General features: G+C 38.8%; 18 protein-coding genes. 12 read left to right on the forward strand and 6 right to left on the reverse strand.

The genetic code is table 11. The features are described 5' to 3' along the window. Nucleotides 1-122: 122 nt before the first annotated feature. The gene (locus PLEUR7319_RS0119845; RefSeq protein ID WP_019506976.1) at nucleotides 123-1,070 is read right to left on the reverse strand and encodes a serine hydrolase; all 948 of its coding nucleotides are present in this window, start codon (nucleotides 1,068-1,070) and stop codon (nucleotides 123-125) included. A 171-nt stretch (nucleotides 1,071-1,241) separates the two neighbouring features. On the opposite strand from PLEUR7319_RS0119845, the gene PLEUR7319_RS0119850 reads away from it, so the two are divergent. Then, nucleotides 1,242-1,604 carry a TMEM165/GDT1 family protein gene (locus PLEUR7319_RS0119850; RefSeq protein WP_019506977.1) on the forward strand — a complete coding sequence of 121 codons (363 nt, stop codon included), beginning with the start codon at nucleotides 1,242-1,244 and terminating at the stop codon, nucleotides 1,602-1,604. A gap of 26 nt (nucleotides 1,605-1,630) precedes the next feature. Then, nucleotides 1,631-1,909 carry a TMEM165/GDT1 family protein gene (locus PLEUR7319_RS0119855; protein ID WP_019506978.1) on the forward strand — a complete coding sequence of 93 codons (279 nt, stop codon included), beginning with the start codon at nucleotides 1,631-1,633 and terminating at the stop codon, nucleotides 1,907-1,909. 60 nt (nucleotides 1,910-1,969) lie between these two features. Here the strand turns inward: PLEUR7319_RS0119855 and PLEUR7319_RS0119860 are convergent, their stop codons facing one another. Beyond that, nucleotides 1,970-3,907: a S9 family peptidase gene (locus tag PLEUR7319_RS0119860; RefSeq protein ID WP_019506979.1), complete on the reverse strand. Its 1,938-nt coding sequence runs from the start codon at nucleotides 3,905-3,907 to the stop codon at nucleotides 1,970-1,972. Between the two features lie 691 nt (nucleotides 3,908-4,598). On the opposite strand from PLEUR7319_RS0119860, the gene PLEUR7319_RS0119865 reads away from it, so the two are divergent. The 8 genes from PLEUR7319_RS0119865 (at nucleotide 4,599) to PLEUR7319_RS36140 (ending at nucleotide 11,473) form a co-directional block, all read left to right on the forward strand. Next, the gene (locus PLEUR7319_RS0119865; RefSeq protein WP_019506980.1) at nucleotides 4,599-5,555 is read left to right on the forward strand and encodes an RNA polymerase sigma factor, RpoD/SigA family; all 957 of its coding nucleotides are present in this window, start codon (nucleotides 4,599-4,601) and stop codon (nucleotides 5,553-5,555) included. Nucleotides 5,556-5,907: 352 nt separating this feature from the next. Further along, a complete protein-coding gene (locus PLEUR7319_RS0119870) occupies nucleotides 5,908-6,234 on the forward strand; it encodes a DUF760 domain-containing protein (protein WP_019506981.1) in 327 nt (108 codons plus the stop codon). Between the two features lie 122 nt (nucleotides 6,235-6,356). Further along, entirely contained in the window at nucleotides 6,357-6,779 is a 423-nt protein-coding gene (mutT, locus tag PLEUR7319_RS0119875) for an 8-oxo-dGTP diphosphatase MutT (protein WP_019506982.1), read from the forward strand. Then, nucleotides 6,776-7,948 (forward strand): response regulator, encoded by a 1,173-nt coding sequence (locus PLEUR7319_RS0119880; protein ID WP_019506983.1) that lies wholly within the window; start codon nucleotides 6,776-6,778, stop codon nucleotides 7,946-7,948. Before mutT ends, PLEUR7319_RS0119880 begins: the two co-directional genes overlap by 4 nt. Before the next feature lie 223 nt (nucleotides 7,949-8,171). Then, on the forward strand, nucleotides 8,172-9,272 hold the full coding sequence (locus PLEUR7319_RS0119885) for a TRAP transporter substrate-binding protein (protein ID WP_019506984.1): 1,101 nt from the start codon (nucleotides 8,172-8,174) through the stop codon (nucleotides 9,270-9,272). A gap of 148 nt (nucleotides 9,273-9,420) precedes the next feature. Then, nucleotides 9,421-10,242 carry a Cof-type HAD-IIB family hydrolase gene (locus PLEUR7319_RS0119890; protein WP_019506985.1) on the forward strand — a complete coding sequence of 274 codons (822 nt, stop codon included), beginning with the start codon at nucleotides 9,421-9,423 and terminating at the stop codon, nucleotides 10,240-10,242. A 148-nt stretch (nucleotides 10,243-10,390) separates the two neighbouring features. Continuing rightward, nucleotides 10,391-10,960, forward strand: a complete 570-nt coding sequence (locus tag PLEUR7319_RS36135; RefSeq protein WP_019506986.1) for an alpha/beta hydrolase — start codon at nucleotides 10,391-10,393, stop codon at nucleotides 10,958-10,960. 102 nt (nucleotides 10,961-11,062) lie between these two features. After that, nucleotides 11,063-11,473: a hypothetical protein gene (locus PLEUR7319_RS36140; protein WP_019506987.1), complete on the forward strand. Its 411-nt coding sequence runs from the start codon at nucleotides 11,063-11,065 to the stop codon at nucleotides 11,471-11,473. A gap of 165 nt (nucleotides 11,474-11,638) precedes the next feature. Here the strand turns inward: PLEUR7319_RS36140 and PLEUR7319_RS0119905 are convergent, their stop codons facing one another. Both PLEUR7319_RS0119905 and PLEUR7319_RS0119910 read right to left on the reverse strand, forming a co-directional pair. Then, nucleotides 11,639-12,508 carry an alpha/beta fold hydrolase gene (locus PLEUR7319_RS0119905; protein WP_019506988.1) on the reverse strand — a complete coding sequence of 290 codons (870 nt, stop codon included), beginning with the start codon at nucleotides 12,506-12,508 and terminating at the stop codon, nucleotides 11,639-11,641. A 3-nt stretch (nucleotides 12,509-12,511) separates the two neighbouring features. Next, nucleotides 12,512-13,339 carry a squalene/phytoene synthase family protein gene (locus PLEUR7319_RS0119910; RefSeq protein ID WP_019506989.1) on the reverse strand — a complete coding sequence of 276 codons (828 nt, stop codon included), beginning with the start codon at nucleotides 13,337-13,339 and terminating at the stop codon, nucleotides 12,512-12,514. Nucleotides 13,340-13,530: 191 nt separating this feature from the next. On the opposite strand from PLEUR7319_RS0119910, the gene PLEUR7319_RS0119915 reads away from it, so the two are divergent. Next, nucleotides 13,531-13,848 carry a 2Fe-2S iron-sulfur cluster-binding protein gene (locus PLEUR7319_RS0119915; protein WP_019506990.1) on the forward strand — a complete coding sequence of 106 codons (318 nt, stop codon included), beginning with the start codon at nucleotides 13,531-13,533 and terminating at the stop codon, nucleotides 13,846-13,848. Between the two features lie 39 nt (nucleotides 13,849-13,887). On the opposite strand, the gene lepB is transcribed toward PLEUR7319_RS0119915, so the two are convergent. Next, a complete protein-coding gene (gene lepB, locus PLEUR7319_RS0119920) occupies nucleotides 13,888-14,445 on the reverse strand; it encodes a signal peptidase I (protein WP_019506991.1) in 558 nt (185 codons plus the stop codon). Between the two features lie 30 nt (nucleotides 14,446-14,475). Here lepB and PLEUR7319_RS0119925 point away from each other — a divergent pair, with 30 nt between their 5' ends. After that, nucleotides 14,476-15,147 carry a hypothetical protein gene (locus PLEUR7319_RS0119925; RefSeq protein WP_019506992.1) on the forward strand — a complete coding sequence of 224 codons (672 nt, stop codon included), beginning with the start codon at nucleotides 14,476-14,478 and terminating at the stop codon, nucleotides 15,145-15,147. A 114-nt stretch (nucleotides 15,148-15,261) separates the two neighbouring features. Here the strand turns inward: PLEUR7319_RS0119925 and PLEUR7319_RS0119930 are convergent, their stop codons facing one another. Beyond that, nucleotides 15,262-16,437 carry a class I SAM-dependent methyltransferase gene (locus PLEUR7319_RS0119930; RefSeq protein ID WP_019506993.1) on the reverse strand — a complete coding sequence of 392 codons (1,176 nt, stop codon included), beginning with the start codon at nucleotides 16,435-16,437 and terminating at the stop codon, nucleotides 15,262-15,264. Between the last annotated feature and the right edge of the window lie 3 nt (nucleotides 16,438-16,440).

Below are 16,440 nucleotides of genomic sequence, written 5' to 3' on the forward strand. Positions count from 1 at the left end.
TGTGATCGTAGTGGGAATAAGTAATATTCCCACGCAAAGATCCTATTCTGCTGTCAAATTTACTACTGACTAGTTTCCATTATGAACCCAGTCAGTGAATTTTGAGAGTTAAAAATCTTAATCTAATTACGTTTCCAATTGAGCAGTGCTTCCACAACAGATTGAGAAATAAAAGGCAGAATAGATTTATTTAAAGCATTATCTTTCCCCTCCGTAAACACAGTCAATAAATAAGGCGGTAAGTTAGGAATTTCGATATAAGCAGTATCATGACGTACTCGGCTCATCCAACCAGCTTTAGACCATAGTTGAGCATTGACTGGTAATCCTTCTCCCAGAAACCCTGTAATTTGGTTTTCGTCATCACTTGCCACAAAATCTACCGGATTAAGACTTCGCTTGAGTAGCTGCATCATTTTTTGTGATCGCTCTCTGGATATGGCAACTCCGCCGATAATACTGTGTAATAATCTGGCTACCGCATCTGTAGTCAGCATATTACGATTTTCCATCAATTCCCCTAAAAAGGCTTTTTCTCTCCCATAGGCACCGTCACACCAAGTTTTTTGATTGACATTGATACTTTCTAACTCTTCCCAACCCAGAGATTTAAAATAGCGATTAACTATGTTGCGCTGATTTTGCCACGTTTCAAATGGTTTAGGAGGTAATTCTGGCCCACTAGTAGTACCTGTTAGAACATCGACAATTAAACTGGTAGCATCATTACTTGACTCGACAATTGCATCGCGAATAGCTCTGTTTAACTCTAAGGACTCGGCTACCATTTTTCCTTCTAACCATTCTTGTATTGCCACTAAATAAAAGAGTTTGACAATGCTGGCAGGATAAATCCTCTCTACTCCTCTGTAACTAAATCCTTTAATTGGATATTGCCAAAACTCTGCTGCCGATAATGCTCCTCCAGTATTAACGATTACTGGCTCTTCGTATACAATCCAAGTAAGGGCAATTTTGTCTCTAGTTATAGTAGGAAATTTCTCTCTTGTGATTTGTAAAATCTCTTGGGCAATTGTAGTTAATTGCTCATCCTGATAGAAAAAAGGCATAAAAACTATAGATAAGGAACAGTATTATTCAAACGTTCAGTTTATCGTGTTTAGAACATCAATCATTTTCATGATTATTGGAGTTTCAGACAAATTTTGCGACAATAGCAAGAACTTAATTAATTATCGAGTACGTGTTGGGAATGTAACTCAACTCAATTAAAAAATTTAATGGAAACTAGCGATCGCCAATCTATTGAACCAATTACCAAAATACAAGCATCTAATCTTGAATCTCAACAGCAAAAAAGGAATAATTTTTGGGTAGTTTTTAGCTCTACTTTTGTCACCATTTTTCTAGCAGAGATGGGAGACAAAACTCAGCTAGTTACCCTCTTAATGAGTGCTGAATCTCAGGCACCTTGGATTGTCTTTTTAGGTGCAGCTTTAGCTTTAATCGCCACTAGTTTAATTGGGGTTTCTATTGGCTATTGGTTATCAAAAAAACTTACTCCCGAAACTCTAGATTTATCCGTGGCAATTTTACTATTGATCATTACCGCCTGGTTAATCAGCGACATCATTAAACTCTAAGCTCGTTATAATTAATAATTTAGAAAATGGATTGGCAACTAATTGGGATTAGCTTTATTACCGTATTCCTAGCAGAGATTGGCGATAAGAGTCAGCTTGCAGCGATCGCTCTTGGTGGTAGCTCAAATAATCCTCGGGCAGTATTTATTGGCTCAACAGTAGCCTTGATTTTAGCCAGTTTTCTGGGGGTTTTAGCTGGAGGGGCAGTGGCACAATTCTTACCGGAGAAGCTACTGAAATCTTTCGCAGCACTTGGTTTTGCAACTATGGCATTAAGAATCTTGTGGGTAGGCGGGCAAGAATAAAGGGCTTCGCCCCAGCTATTAGCTATTAGCTATTTGATTAACATGATTTCGATAAAAACCTTAATTTAAATTGATGATCTCTATGGGGTCAATTGACTCTGCTGGTTGAAAACCAAAAATACGAGCATAGAAATAATACTCGCTATCTAAAGCCTTTTTAATATTTTCAGACATCCGAAAGCCATGAGCTTCCTGTTCAAAAGCCACATAGGCAACGGGCAGTCCCTTGGCTTTGATAGCATTAAACATCATCTCAGCTTGGTTAGGGGGAACAACTTTATCTTCTAAACCTTGAAAAAAGATCACCGGACAATTCAGTTGTTCGGTAAAGTGAATTGGCGATCGCTCTTGATAAATTTCCCGTTCTTCAGGGTATTTGCCAACTAAACGATCAAGATAACGAGACTCAAACTTATGAGTATCTTTAGCCAATATTTCTAGGTCGCTAACGCCATAATAGCTGGCACCTGCCTTAAAAATATTACGGAAAGTAAGAGCCGCTAGAGTCGTGTATCCCCCAGCACTACTGCCTGTGATTACTAATCTTTCCCCGTCTACTTTGCCCTGATTTACCAGGTACTTAGCACCATTGACACAATCATCGACATCAACAATTCCCCATTTACCGTCTAGTCGACGACGATATTCTCGACCGTAGCCAATACTACCGCCATAGTTCACATCTAAGTAACCAAAGCCACGACTTGTCCAATATTGAATGCGAAGGTTTAAATCAACTGAAGCTGCTGCGGTCGGACCTCCGTGGCTTTTAACAATTAACGGAGGTAACTCTCCTGCTGGGGCAGTGTAATCTTGATTGACGGGTGGATAATACCAGGCATAGGCGGTGAAATTATCGGTTGTGGGAAAAGCGATCGCCTGTGGTAAAGATAAATAACCAGGATTGATAGTTAAATCTCCGGTTCGTTTTAATATTTGTTCTTGACCAGTGTCTAAATCTAATTTAATTACTGCTGTGGTTTCTGTGGGTGTTCCGCCGATAAATACGGCCAAACCGGTTTTTGTAGCTCGTAAATCAGAAATATTAGTATATTTAGTTTTAATTTCTTTAAATTGCTTAGTTTTAGTATTTATAGTCCCCAAATGCCAGCTACCGTTAGTCGAATAAGCGCAAACTAGACGATCTCGCCCGGCAAAGGCATAGGTTGACAGTCCAAACACCCAATGGGGATAAGCAAACTCCGCCGCCATTTTGTGTAAAATCTCTACTGAACCATCTTGATTGCGACGATATAGATTCCACCAATTAGTGCGATCACTAGCAAAATAAAGCGCGCCAGATGGAGACCACTGGGGTTCACAAATTGACTCAGCTTTTGAGCCGGCTACTAACTCTGGTTTTGCAATCGAGCCATCATGATCGATCTTGGCTAACCATAAAAAAGTACTATCCCAAGGCATATCGGGATGATTCCAACTCAGCCAAGCTAACCATTCACCATTAGGACTCAAACGAGGTGAAGAATAAAAGTCTGCGCCTGTAACTAAATTGCGTATTCTCCCTGTACTTAAATCGATGCTAATAATAGTGCTAATTGCTTCGCGATCTCTTGGAGAATGATCTTCACAAACGCAAATCAAACGGTTTCTTGAAGGGTCGACAATGATATCACCATAACGCTGCTGCACTTTGTTGGTCAGAGCTTGAGGCGGTTTAGGCAAAACTTGCTGATAAATTCTACCATCACTGTAGTTAGAGAAATAAATGGTATCTTGTTCAACTATAAATGCCCCTCCTCCGTATTCGTGAATTTTGCTCCGTACACTCAAGGGTGAGGGGGTAATACTCTTGATGCCACGTTGCTTAGAATAGCGGACAATTAAATTTCTGCCTTTTTCTTGGGGTCTTTTCTCTAACCAGTAAATATCATCTCCGTTAACAACAATACTGCCGATACCAATGGTTTTAGAGACAATCAAATTCGAGGTAATGGGAGATTTCCAAGAACCATATGCCGCAACTTGAGATGTATTCATGATTTTAATATTTTTACTACTCTTCTCCTACAAAACCCCTAGTCAGCTACACTTAATAATTTTTACAGCTTTCTGAGTCCAAATCCTATAGTAATATCTCAGATAGAACCATGTAATAATTGGTAATTATGCGAATTTATGCAAGAAGTCTTTCTTCTCAATCATCTGCTTAGGTTTTCTCTTTTTTATTGTTTATTTATACTTATATGTAATTTTTTCAAAATAAATGCAGTTTGTCGATGTCAACGCTTTTATCAGGAATTATTCTGACCTAATGGTGCTAACACTTTTTTTGTTGTCAGAGTTGCATTTTTAATCAGTAATTGTCTGTATGATCGTGACAGAGACTTTGGTTCGTTAGCATAACCTATGAAATTCATAAACATTGCTTACTCATAAAAGTTACAAAAGTTAATAAATATAGTGTATCCTAGAAGTTGGGGAACAAAAGCAAAATTATGTTCAATTAACCCCAGTGTAGCCAAGCAAATACTAAATCTGTTGCAATATGATTAAGAATTAGTAAGCCATCTGCCGAGTTGAGGCTCGACATTGAGCACGATTGCTTGTTAATAAAAGTAAATGTTGATTCTCATATTCAGTTTAAGAATCTATTTTTACAGACAACAAAATATTTACATCACCAAGAATTTCGTTCTTACCCAATAAATTCCAGTAAGTTAATCGCGTCATGAAAACAGCAACCAAATCTAACGACTTAGTTAGAAGCTATCTGAAAGAAATAGGTCGCGTTCCTCTATTAACACATGAGGAAGAAATTCTTTATGCCAAAAGAGTTCAGAAGGCGATCGCTTTAGCCAAAGTCAAAGAAGATTTAGTCGAAGAGCTAGGAGTAGAACCCACTGATGCTCAATGGGCGGTAGCAGCCAAGACTTCGCTAGCAGACTTATCGGCTGTAATTGAAGCGGGGGAATCTGCCAAACGGAAAATGGTAGAGGCCAACTTACGTCTGGTAGTGTCCGTTGCCAAAAAATATCTCAAGCGGAACCTTGACCTTCTAGACTTGATCCAAGAAGGTACAATTGGCATGCAAAGGGGAGTTGAGAAATTCGATCCCACTAAAGGTTATCGCTTTAGTACTTACGCTTACTGGTGGATTCGTCAAGCTATTACTAGGGCGATCGCGGAAAAAGGTCGCACGATTCGCTTACCAATACATATCACCGAAAAACTCAACAAAATTAAAAAAGCCCAAAGACAGTTGGCTCAAAAAAAAGGCAGGACTGCTACAATTTCCGAGTTAGCTAATGAATTAGATCTTACTCCTAAGCAAGTACGAGACTACTTAGAAAAATCTCGCCAGCCAATTTCTTTGGATATCAGAGTTGGGGACAACAATGATACTGAACTAGGAGATATGCTAGAAGATACAGGTCAATCTCCGGAAGACTATGCTACTTCTTCTTCTTTGAGGATGGATTTAGATAGACTGATGGCTGATTTAACCCCTCAACAAAAAGAAGTTATTTCTCTTAGATTTGGTTTAGCTGATGGCAAACCGATGACTCTGGCTAGAATTGGGGAGTGTTTAAGTATTAGTAGGGAAAGAGTTAGGCAGATTGAGAGAGAGGCACTTTCCAAATTACGTAAACGAAAGACTGTAATCCGGGAATATTTAGCTAGCTAACAAATGCCAACACTTTTATCGCTTTAAAATGTCACAGATTCTTCAATTAATAGTAACTAATTAATAAACCTAAGTGAAGCAAGTGAATTATCGGTTTCCCTGGTAGTTATTCATTTATTTAACAGTAATTGTTGATTCTGAGAATGCCGTCACTGCTGAGCTTGCTTCTATTATTTTTTGGTCAAAAATGAACTTATTTTAAATCTAGCTGGGTCGGGAAACTCGCTAATGTCAGTTCGGTTCTACATAACTATTAATTAATTAGAATATGATTAAATTGGAAAGTAATCAAGTTAGTTTAGTTTTAATACAATTACTAAATTTTTTCTAATTCAATCAGGGAGATAAAGTAGTGAAGAGCGAAAGTGGTCCTCAAAACTTATTTCAACATAATGGAGAAGGCAATGCGCTCTGGCAATATGTCCAATCCCTAAGTCCAGAGACTGTTACTCAACTTTCCCAACCTAATTCTCAGGAAGTATTCCAAATCATAGAGCACAACATCATCGGATTGTTGGGTAATATTCCCTCTGAACATTTTGATGTTGCAATTAGCACCAACAGAGAAAACTTAGGGCGTTTATTAGCTTCGGCTATGATGAGTGGTTATTTCTTGCGTAACGCTGAACAAAGAATGACTTTTGAAAAGTCTTTATCATCAACACAGACTGACAGATGACAATTATAAACGTAAATTAAATTACCAGTCTAGACAACCTTTATCGATTTATGGTAAGGGTTATTCTATGTTTATTTGTGAGCATATTTTAATGGTTAGCTCAATATAATAATTAACATTCCATGCCAGAAACACAACTTCCTCTGGTGCATAAGCAAATAGGGGTAGCTTTAATTAGTAATCAACAGGGAAAAATTCTCATAGACCGTAGAAAAACTCAAGGGGAGATGGGAGGACTTTGGGAATTTCCAGGGGGTAAAATTGAAGTAGGAGAAACAGTAGAAGAGTGTATTAAGCGAGAAATTAAAGAAGAACTAGGAATAGAAATAATAGTTGGCAATCACGTAACAACAATATCTCATCGTTATGAGAAATTTATCGTAACCTTATATGTTCACGATTGCCAACATCTAAGTGGAGAGCCACAAGCACTAGAGTGTGACGAAATCCTCTGGGTCGACTCATCAGAGTTGAATCAATATCAATTTCCCCAAGCTAATACCCAAATTATAGACATTCTCCAAAAGAGAGGCATAACAAAATGAATGCCAAAACAACTTCTGACAATCTGATTATCAGAGAATTTACTGCCCCAAAACAAATCAAGTTGTTTATCTCTCTGCAAAAAAACCAGGTAAGTGGGCAGCTGACCTTTACTGACCCGATATCAGAGAATGAGTGGCATTTCTATCTCTACTTAGGTAACATCGTCTATGCAACGGGAGGAGTTCACCCGATTCGCCGTTGGCAAAGAAATCTCGTTACCAATTTACCTCAAATACCTTTTTCACTTGCTAGTTTGCAGGAACAGCTAACTGAATATGAGGCAGATCTCAGCGACAATGTCTGGGAATATGGACAAATATGTAATTGGGTCAAACAGGAGATAATAACGCCTCAACAAGGGAAAAATGCCCTACTATTTGCTGCTAGAGAAATACTATTTGATGTTACTCAAGCTAGACAGGTAATATGCCGTCTCAATCAAAATGATATTTTAGCTCCTAAATTAGAACCCATTGAACCAGAAGAATTGATTAAACAAAATCAGCAAATTTGGTCAAGGTGGGAGAACGCCAAAGTTGCAGATCGTTCGCCTAATTTAGCTCCTGTAATTTTACAAGCCAAAGAGCTACAAGAGAAAACCTCAATTTCTGCTTATCAAAGCTTGTGTAAACTGCTTAATGGGAATAAAAATATTAGGGACTTAGCTGTACAACTGAGAACATCACCTCTGCAGGTTATTTCTTCTCTATCACCTTACATTCAATCAGGAATATTTAGTTTAGTTGAAGTTCCTGATTTTCTGGAGTTGTTTACTACTACCGAAGCACACAACAACTATCAAGACCGTCCCTTAATTGCTTGTGTTGACGATAGTTTGATGATTTCTCAGATGATGGAGCAAATTATCTGTTTGGCAGGCTATCGTTTTATTTCCATCAACGATCCCATGCAGGCAATATCAACTTTGATCGAATGTCAGCCAGATTTAATTTTTTTAGACATCGTGATGCCCAAAATTAGTGGCTACGATCTCTGCGCTCAAATGCGCAAACATCAAGAGTTTGCGGAAACACCAATTGTCTTCTTAACTGCGAACTCTGGCATTATTGATCGCCTTAGAGCGAAGATGGTTGGCTCAACAGATTTTCTGAAGAAAACCGTTGATGCTGATGAATTGTTGCAAAAAGTGGTTGAACTTTTACCTTAGAGATTAAACACAAAGCTTAATCGAAAATTTATCTTTTGTGAGCGAGAAGACCCTCTTGTCCCTTTATTGGAGGATGTTAATAACTACTCCTGATACCTGAGTTCTTTTCGCTATAAATATTAAAGCTTATTAATTATTAATAGGAAACACTTTAGGATATCTTCTAGTAAGATTTACCATTGTCCTAGTGTAATCACATATAAAACTAATAAGTATAATTGCTATGAAAAGGAGACAAGTACTAGATCGTTTGGCGATCGCTGCTACTACCAGTACTATCTTAGTTGCCTGCGATCAAACCAATAATAGTCCTAATGTTCAAGCCAATGATTTACCCAATATTAAATGGCGGATGGTAACAAGTTGGCCTAAATCTCTGGATACAATTTATGGTGGAGCGCAAACCGTATGCGATCGCATTTCTGCCATGACTGGAGGACGTTTTACGATTGAACCCTATGCCGCAGGAGAAATTGTTCCCGGATTGGAAGTCTTGGATGCAGTACAAAATGGCACAGTAGAATGTGGACACACCGCTAGTTATTATTACGTAGGCAAAAATCCTGCACTAGCTTTTGGCTGCTCTTTACCCTTTGGATTAACTGCCCAACAGCAAAATGCCTGGTACTATCACGGTGGCGGCTTACAAACAATGCACGAACTCTACAGTGCATTCAATGTAATTAATTTTCCTGCGGGTAATACCGGAACGCAAATGGGGGGCTGGTTTAAGAAGGAAGTAACATCTCTCCAAGATCTTAAAGGCTTAAAAATGCGTATCCCTGGCTTAGGGGGTAAAGTCATGTCCCGTTTGGGAGTTAATGTGCAAGTGCTTCCAGGAGGAGAAATTTATCTAGCTTTAGAACGGGGGGCGATCGATGCGGCAGAATGGGTTGGTCCCTACGATGATCAAAAATTAGGTTTGAATAAAGCAGCATCCTATTACTACTATCCTGGTTGGTGGGAACCTGGTCCCACCTTGGAAGTTCAAGTTAATAAATCCCAGTGGGATAAACTACCCATTGAATATCAAGAAATCTTTAAAACCGCAGCTATGGAAGCTAATCTTAATATGCTGTCAAAATACGATGCCTTAAATCGGGAAGCTCTAAAAAGCCTGGTAGACAGTGGTACTAAACTGAAGGCTTACCCTCCAGAAGTTTTACAGGCAGCCCAAAAAGCGTCTTTTGATTATTATCAAGAAGAAGCTGGTAAAAGTCCTGCTTTCAAGAAAATATTTGACCAGTGGAATCAATTTCGTATTGAAGTTTCTGAGTGGAATAAAATTAATGAGTTAAGTTTTGCTAGTTTTGTTAATAAATAGACTACGATCTGACTGCCTGACACAAGTATCTCAAATCCCTTGTGGTGCATAGATTTTTTATTTTGTACTCAAAAGACATTGTTTGATCAAGCGATTGTTTGTAAGTATTGAAGTGCTGTACTAGCAAAATTTAATTTCTACGGAAAATATGGAATCTAATCGAGCAAGCAAAATATCTTTAGTAATTTCTGACGTTGACGGTACATTGATTGACGACAATAAAACGTTAACAGATAAAACTAAAACAGCAGTTCAAAAACTACGAGAAGCTGGCATTTTATTTACCGTTACTAGTGCCAGACCCCCTTTTGGCTTGGAAGCAATCGCCGAAACTTTCAATCTGCAATATCCTATTGGTAGCTTTAATGGTGGTCTAATCTCTTGTCGCGACGGAAAGATTATTGATCGCACTCCTTTAGATAACAAAATGATTCCTGAAATCATCACTATGGCAGAGGATTACGGTTTAAATGCCTGGCTTTATAGCGATCGCCATTGGTATTTAAAAAACTTAAATGGGTTTCATGTTGACCACCATAAAGAAACTCTTCAGTTTGAACCAAGTGTCATTACTAACTACGAAGACGTTGAGGGTGATATCTTCAAAATTGTTGCTGCTAGCAGCGATTTCGATGCGGTTTTCCAATGTGAAACAGCTATCCAACAGAAATTTGGCAATTCTGTAGCAGCAACCCGTTCTCAACCTTATAATCTGGATATTACTCATCCCAAAGCCAATAAGGGTGAAGCAGTCAAACAGATTGCTCGACAGCTCAATATTCCAACCGCTGAAATCGTTACTATCGGTGATAGTTTTAACGATATCTCGATGTTTTCTAATAGTGGAGTTAGTATTGCGATGGGTAACGCCGATGCTAAAGTACAAACAAAGGCCATTCACGTTACCGCTTCCAATAAAGAAGAAGGTTTCGCTCAGGCAATTGATCGCTTCGTGCTGAAATTAGCTTAAGAGCTTATTACCAATCGAATTATTCAAAAAGATAATTAGAACTACGCCGAAAATAGACGTAATAAATTAAATTGCTAAACGCATAATTGAGCAGCAAAGATCGTATTCTTAAAATTAAGTAAGACTTTATGCTTAGGGAGATAAGGCAATGCAGCTCACAAACATATTCAAGTGGCTTCGGGGAACTGGAATTTTAGTGTTTGTTGCTAGTATGACTATTGCTATCAATCCCAAGCAAGCAAGTGCTGCTGAAGAGATTATCTTTACCTATGGTGCCGCCACCCAATCAGTAACTTTAGAGGAATTACAAACTTTTACTGAGACGGGAGAGATGTCTCCATCCCTTGACTTTCTCTTAAAGTTTGGTCAACAAAATCCTCAGATGATCCATTGGGTACTGAGTCAACAGTTCCCTGCTGATACTAAGTTAATTTATGACCTTTTGAATACTGCACCCGGGGAATATGTTTTAACTCAAACAAGTAATGTCGTTGGGACTAAAGCTGAGCGCGCCAATGTTAAGGCTTTAAGAGGAGCATTAGTGGCTTCTGCTAGTGATGATCGAGTAATTTCTTTAATTGAACTGTTAGAAAAATACCCGACGAAAAAAGTTTATGTGAATGGTAAATTGTTGGCTCAGGTAAGTCGTGACTTGGCTAGCTTTATCGAAGAGACCAACAAATATATCAAGATCCCCTTAAGTTTGTTGCTAAATTAATTAAATTCAGGATAGAGTTTTGGTTTATGTCTCATTGTAGATAGTGCTGCTATGAAAAGAGCCATAACATGATGAGAGTAATATCTTAAAACCTAAATTTTGATGCTGACTTATCCCGAAGAATCTCTTAAAGTAAAGAAAATTTCTGCTGAGGAACAAAAAAAACAAGAACGGATGCGTGATGTAACCATGTTATTACAGCAGATGGTAGAAAGAGAAGAAGTAGCACTCAAGCTAATCATTGATTGTCTAATTGATGTTGGTTCAATTAACTATGCTAATCACAAGTTGCAGAACCCTTCTTTAAACAAAATCATGAAGGTTTTAGTCGGTTATATTAAACCTGTTGCCCGTTTAATTGCTCTACGCTGGCTGAAGAAAAATCTTCCCGATCTACTGACAGCCTGGTTAGAGTCAAAAGTCTCTTTTAAACCAGTTCCTATAAACGAAGAAGAGGCTGTCACTGGTGAGCTAGAAACTGTTCCCAATAATCAATCAAACAATCGCGGTTAATTAGATTATTGATAAAAATGCTTAACTCTACTGAGTCTAATTTTAGAAAAAATAGCCAACAGTTTTTAATAAATTTAAACTTTTAATTTTCTGCTTGGTAAATATTATTGAGCTAAATTATTGAGCTAAATTTTGGGCAACTAATTAAAGAAGACCAATAGATTTTTAGGAGTCTGTCAATAAAAAGTTTCTCATGTATTGATTGACTAAAGCAGGTTGTTCTTGTTGTACCCAATGACTACAATTAGGAATGTATTTGAGCTGTAAGTTTTTTACATAGGCTTCTGTACCATAAGTTAATTCCTTGCCCAACGCCGTATCTTCTTCTCCCCAGATCATTAGAGTGGGAACATCTAAAATCTCACAATATTTCGCTAGATTATCGGGAGGGATTTGAAAGTTAGCGCGATAGTAATTAATCATTGCAGTCAGCGCACCTGGTTTAGCAGCAGCATCCCTAAAAGCAGCTAAATCTTCGGGTTGAAATGCCGACTTATCGATCGCCATCCCTTTAAAAGCAGATGCGATCGCCTGACAATTATTAGCTTGAAAGATCAATTCTGGTAAAAAAGGTAATTGAAACCAGAAAATATACCAACTTTTTTGCAGTTGTTGCCAGGTTTTTAACCCCGCAGCAAATTTAGCAGGATGAGGAAGATTCATGACGATTAACTTTTCCACCATGGCGGGATGCTCGTAGGCAAAATTCCAAGCGATCGCCCCTCCCCAGTCATGAGCCACTAAAATGCAATCTTCATAACCTAGACCATTAATAACTCCTTTAACATCAGCCAGTAATTCCGACATTTGATAGGCTGCCAAACCTTGGGGTTTGTCGCTATCGTTATAGCCACGTAGATCGACCGCCACTACGTGATAATCAGGGGCAAACTCAGTAATTTGATGTCGCCAAGAATACCAAAACTCGGGAAACCCATGTAGCATTAACATTAATTTTCCTGAGCCTTGGCTAACGTAATGTAAGTTAATTCCATTAGTCTTAATAAAACCGTGATCCAGGCTGTCTAAAGACATTATCTATGCAGATTTAACGTTAGTAAATTTCTCAACTAAACTTAAAACGTCATGCCGACTCAGTTTTGGTTTCCCGAGAGCGATCGCGTCTAAAGTTCCTTTAGCTAATATATAGGGAATTTGGCAAAAATCTAAAGCAGGACTATTTTTAGGTAAAGCTTGAATATATAGGTTAGCCTGTTGTAACTGACGACGCGCATAACTTTGGACATCGTGACTAGTCCAACCTTCAGGGAGAAAGCTGACCCCTCGTAGAGAATCTTCTCCTTGGTTGCGAACAATATTCACCGCCTGTAAACCCCGTCCAAAGGCAATCGCCTGAGAACGATTCGTTTCCGTGCCATCGTACCAAGCCCATAAATCCGATAGCAATAAGCCTACGGCTCCAGCGACGCTAAAAGTATAGCGGTTCAAATCCGCTTCCGTTTCAATCGTCCAGTTATTCTCTGCCCAATATGCCATGCGATCTGCCATGGCTGCAGTGGCATCCCAAATTCGCGGCGCGATCGTTATCGGGGCAAGACTTGCCCATTCTCCAATACTTAAACTAACCTCTGGTAATACACCGCTATAGGGAACTAAATCGACACCAATGTGCTTATAAGTGTGAATATCAGCAATTTCTTGTAGCCGAAGACTAATACTACGTAACAGCTGAGCTTTGGTTTGATTATCCAGGTCAGGAGTATCCTCTATCTCATCGATCGCCCGCATACAAAGATACGCTGATGCAACTGCATCTTGTAACTCTCCTGGTAGTCGGGCAATAGGAATATAAAATGTTCTACTAGTCTGTTTTAGGGTATCTAAGGCCCTAGTCCGAAAATTCATCAATTCGCTACTCCTCAGGCTAACCAACAGTCATAGCGATCTCTATCATCTAAACAATGTAGTAATGCTGTGACTTAACGAAAAGCATACACTGAAATTTTGATTTCTACATTAGATTGTCGGAAACTTTTTCTTAAGAATTTTATGAGAAGATAATAAATCTAGTCAAATTCACTGAAAGATGTCGATAAATGTCCAATAACTATAGTGTAGAAATACACCACCAAGGAAGAACTGAAACAATCCAAGTTGCAGAATCACAAACTATTTTAGATGCTGCTACTAATGCAGGAATTGACTTACCTTTTTCCTGTAGTGCTGGTGTTTGTACTACCTGTGCTGCCCAAATTCTCTCAGGAGAAGTGGAACAAAGCGATGGCATGGGGGTTTCCCCAGAACTACAAGCCGAAGGATATGCTCTACTTTGTGTATCATACCCTCGCTCCGATATTAAATTAGAGTCTCATAAAGAAGAAATCGTTTACCAAAGACAGTTTGGCAAACCGTAATCATTTAACGATAATCAATGACCATCGTTAAATTAGTTTTCAGACTATGCCAATGCGATCTAGAGGCCAAAAGCGAAAAACAGCATGACCAATGACATTTTCAACTGGTAAGAAACCCCAGACGTGAGAATCATTACTATTGTTGCGGTTATCTCCCATCACAAATAGTTGCCCCTCTGGTATAGCGACGGGTAAGAGATCGTACTCTGGTGGAGCAGCAATATAATCTTCAGTTAAGGGTCGATCGTTTACATAGACGATGCCATTTTGGACTGCTACTGTCTCCCCCTCAGTCGCGATCGCTCTTTTAATAAAAGCCTGGTTCTTTTCATAACCCAAGAGTCTTAGCTGAGTTGGCGGTTGAAAGACGACGATTTCCCCTTTTGCTGGGGGATGAAAATGATAAGCAACTTTCTCAATTACCAAGCGATCGCCAGTAGCTAGAGTGGGAAACATCGATTCAGAAGGAATATAGCGAGGTTCAGCAATAAAAATCCGAATTACAAAAGCTAAAACTAGTGCAATGATTACTGTAGTGCCATTTTCTTTGGTTTTGCGCCATAAATTAGCTTTGTTGGTTGATTCCGTTACAGACATAAAATAAGCAAAAGTTACTGAGCGTTAGATGTGAATTTATCGATTGATACTATTGTCGTACCTCAGGGGGCAGAATACCAAGCAGTTCGTCGTGGCATACAACAGACTGGAGAACAAAAGATTAACGTTATCTCAATTCCGATTGGGATGCACAATATTAAACAAAACTGGATACAGAACTATCTTCAGACAACACCTCCGCGGCAAGTTCTGATCATGGGTTTATGTGGTAGTTTATCTCCACTATATTCCGTTGGTGACATAGTAGTTTATCAACAATGTTGGGATCTAAACTGCTCTACTGTAAAGACTAATCCTGAATTAACTCAGATGATTCGGCGCAAATTATCAGTTAATTTAGTTACTGGATTAACTAGCGATCGCCCTATTTGCCAAGCTGCCGAAAAATTACAACTTAGTCAGACTTATCCTGTAAGTGTGGTAGATATGGAAGGCTATGCTTACATACAAGAATTACAACATCAGGGAATCTCGGTGGCGATGTTACGGGTAGTTAGTGACGATCTGGCAGGGGATATTCCCGATTTGAGTGGTGCGATTGATTCTCAGGGAAATCTTCAGGCGTTACCTATGGCGATCGCTTTGCTCCAGCAACCTCTAGCTGCGATCAGATTAATTCGAGGTTCCCTAACAGGGTTAAAAACCCTACAAGAAATAACGATCCAGCTTTTAAGCAATTAAAATCGCTCATAAATCGTTAGCTATAGCAATTCGCAGAGTCATGAGGTACAGTATTTTTTCCCTTTCCCCTTTTCCCAAACACAGCCAAGGTGTACCTCACAAGTACTAGGAACGCTATATATGCTCATTCGTTATCGATGGCGATCTTTCAAATTTAAGCCATACTTGTTCGTTAATTAAAGGATTGACTCTATATTCAGATACTTTAAGACCAAACTCTGTTGACCAAGATTGAATTGTTGCCAAACTATATTTAACAACTCGAATAAAACGAGAATCAGTCAGAGGCAATTGATCTCCTATTTCTCCTGGCTTACTATATTCTAAAGGCCAGTAAGAAGCGAGCATAATTCCATTTTCTGTACTATTTGCTCGAAATGATTGTAAAGTTTTGCGCAGTAAGGCTGGAGTTGTATGAGTAAAAATAGACCGAGCCACTACAAAGTCAAATTTAACCCCAAAAACTGAAAAGTCGCACTGAGAATTAGTCGAAAATTGCGGTTGTTTAAGATTAATTAATTCTGTATCCAAGGAATATTTTTTGCCAGCTTCTAACATGGGAAAGTTAGGCTCAATGCCATAATATTTATCTCTTTCCATAAGACGGATAATCCAATAACCGAGACGCAATGCTCCACAGCCAAAATCGAGTATCGTATGGTCGGGTCTTAATCCATTTTGCAGCAGAGTAATAATTGTATCTCTACCAACCATTTCAAAATGTTGGACTGGTCCTCCGGTATAAGGAGCCTCCCGTTGAATACTAGTAGCAATTTGTCTAAGGGGATTGTCTGGTTCTAAATTTAAAGCATGATTTAGTTTACGCTTTATTGTAGTGGGATTAAGAGGTCGTTTATTCAAAGCTTGTCGATAAGCAACAATCGCCTCTTTGACTTTAGCATCTTTGATCAGAGCGTCACCTAGGTCATGATAAACCCAGGCAGGACTATCATGCTTGAGAGTAATTGCCTGTTGATAAGCAGTAATTGCCCCCTGAATATTATTCTGACTCATCATTGCTTTAGCAAGCCTGACATAGCGGATACTGTTGTCAGGCTGTAATTTAATTATCTGTTGATAATAACTAACCGCCTGGTCAAACTGCTGATCAGTTTCATACAGTTCTGCCACTTGATTTAGTGCAGGTATATGATTAGGACGAATAGTTAAAACCTGTAAGTATTTTTCTAATGCCTGAGAGTTTTGAGATTGTTGTTGTAATTGTTTTGCTATCTCTAAATATTTTTCAAGGGAATCTTGTTCCTTGATTGCAGCCAAGTCATCAGTCATGTT

Source organism: Pleurocapsa sp. PCC 7319 (assembly GCF_000332195.1).
GTDB lineage: Bacteria > Cyanobacteriota > Cyanobacteriia > Cyanobacteriales > Xenococcaceae > Waterburya.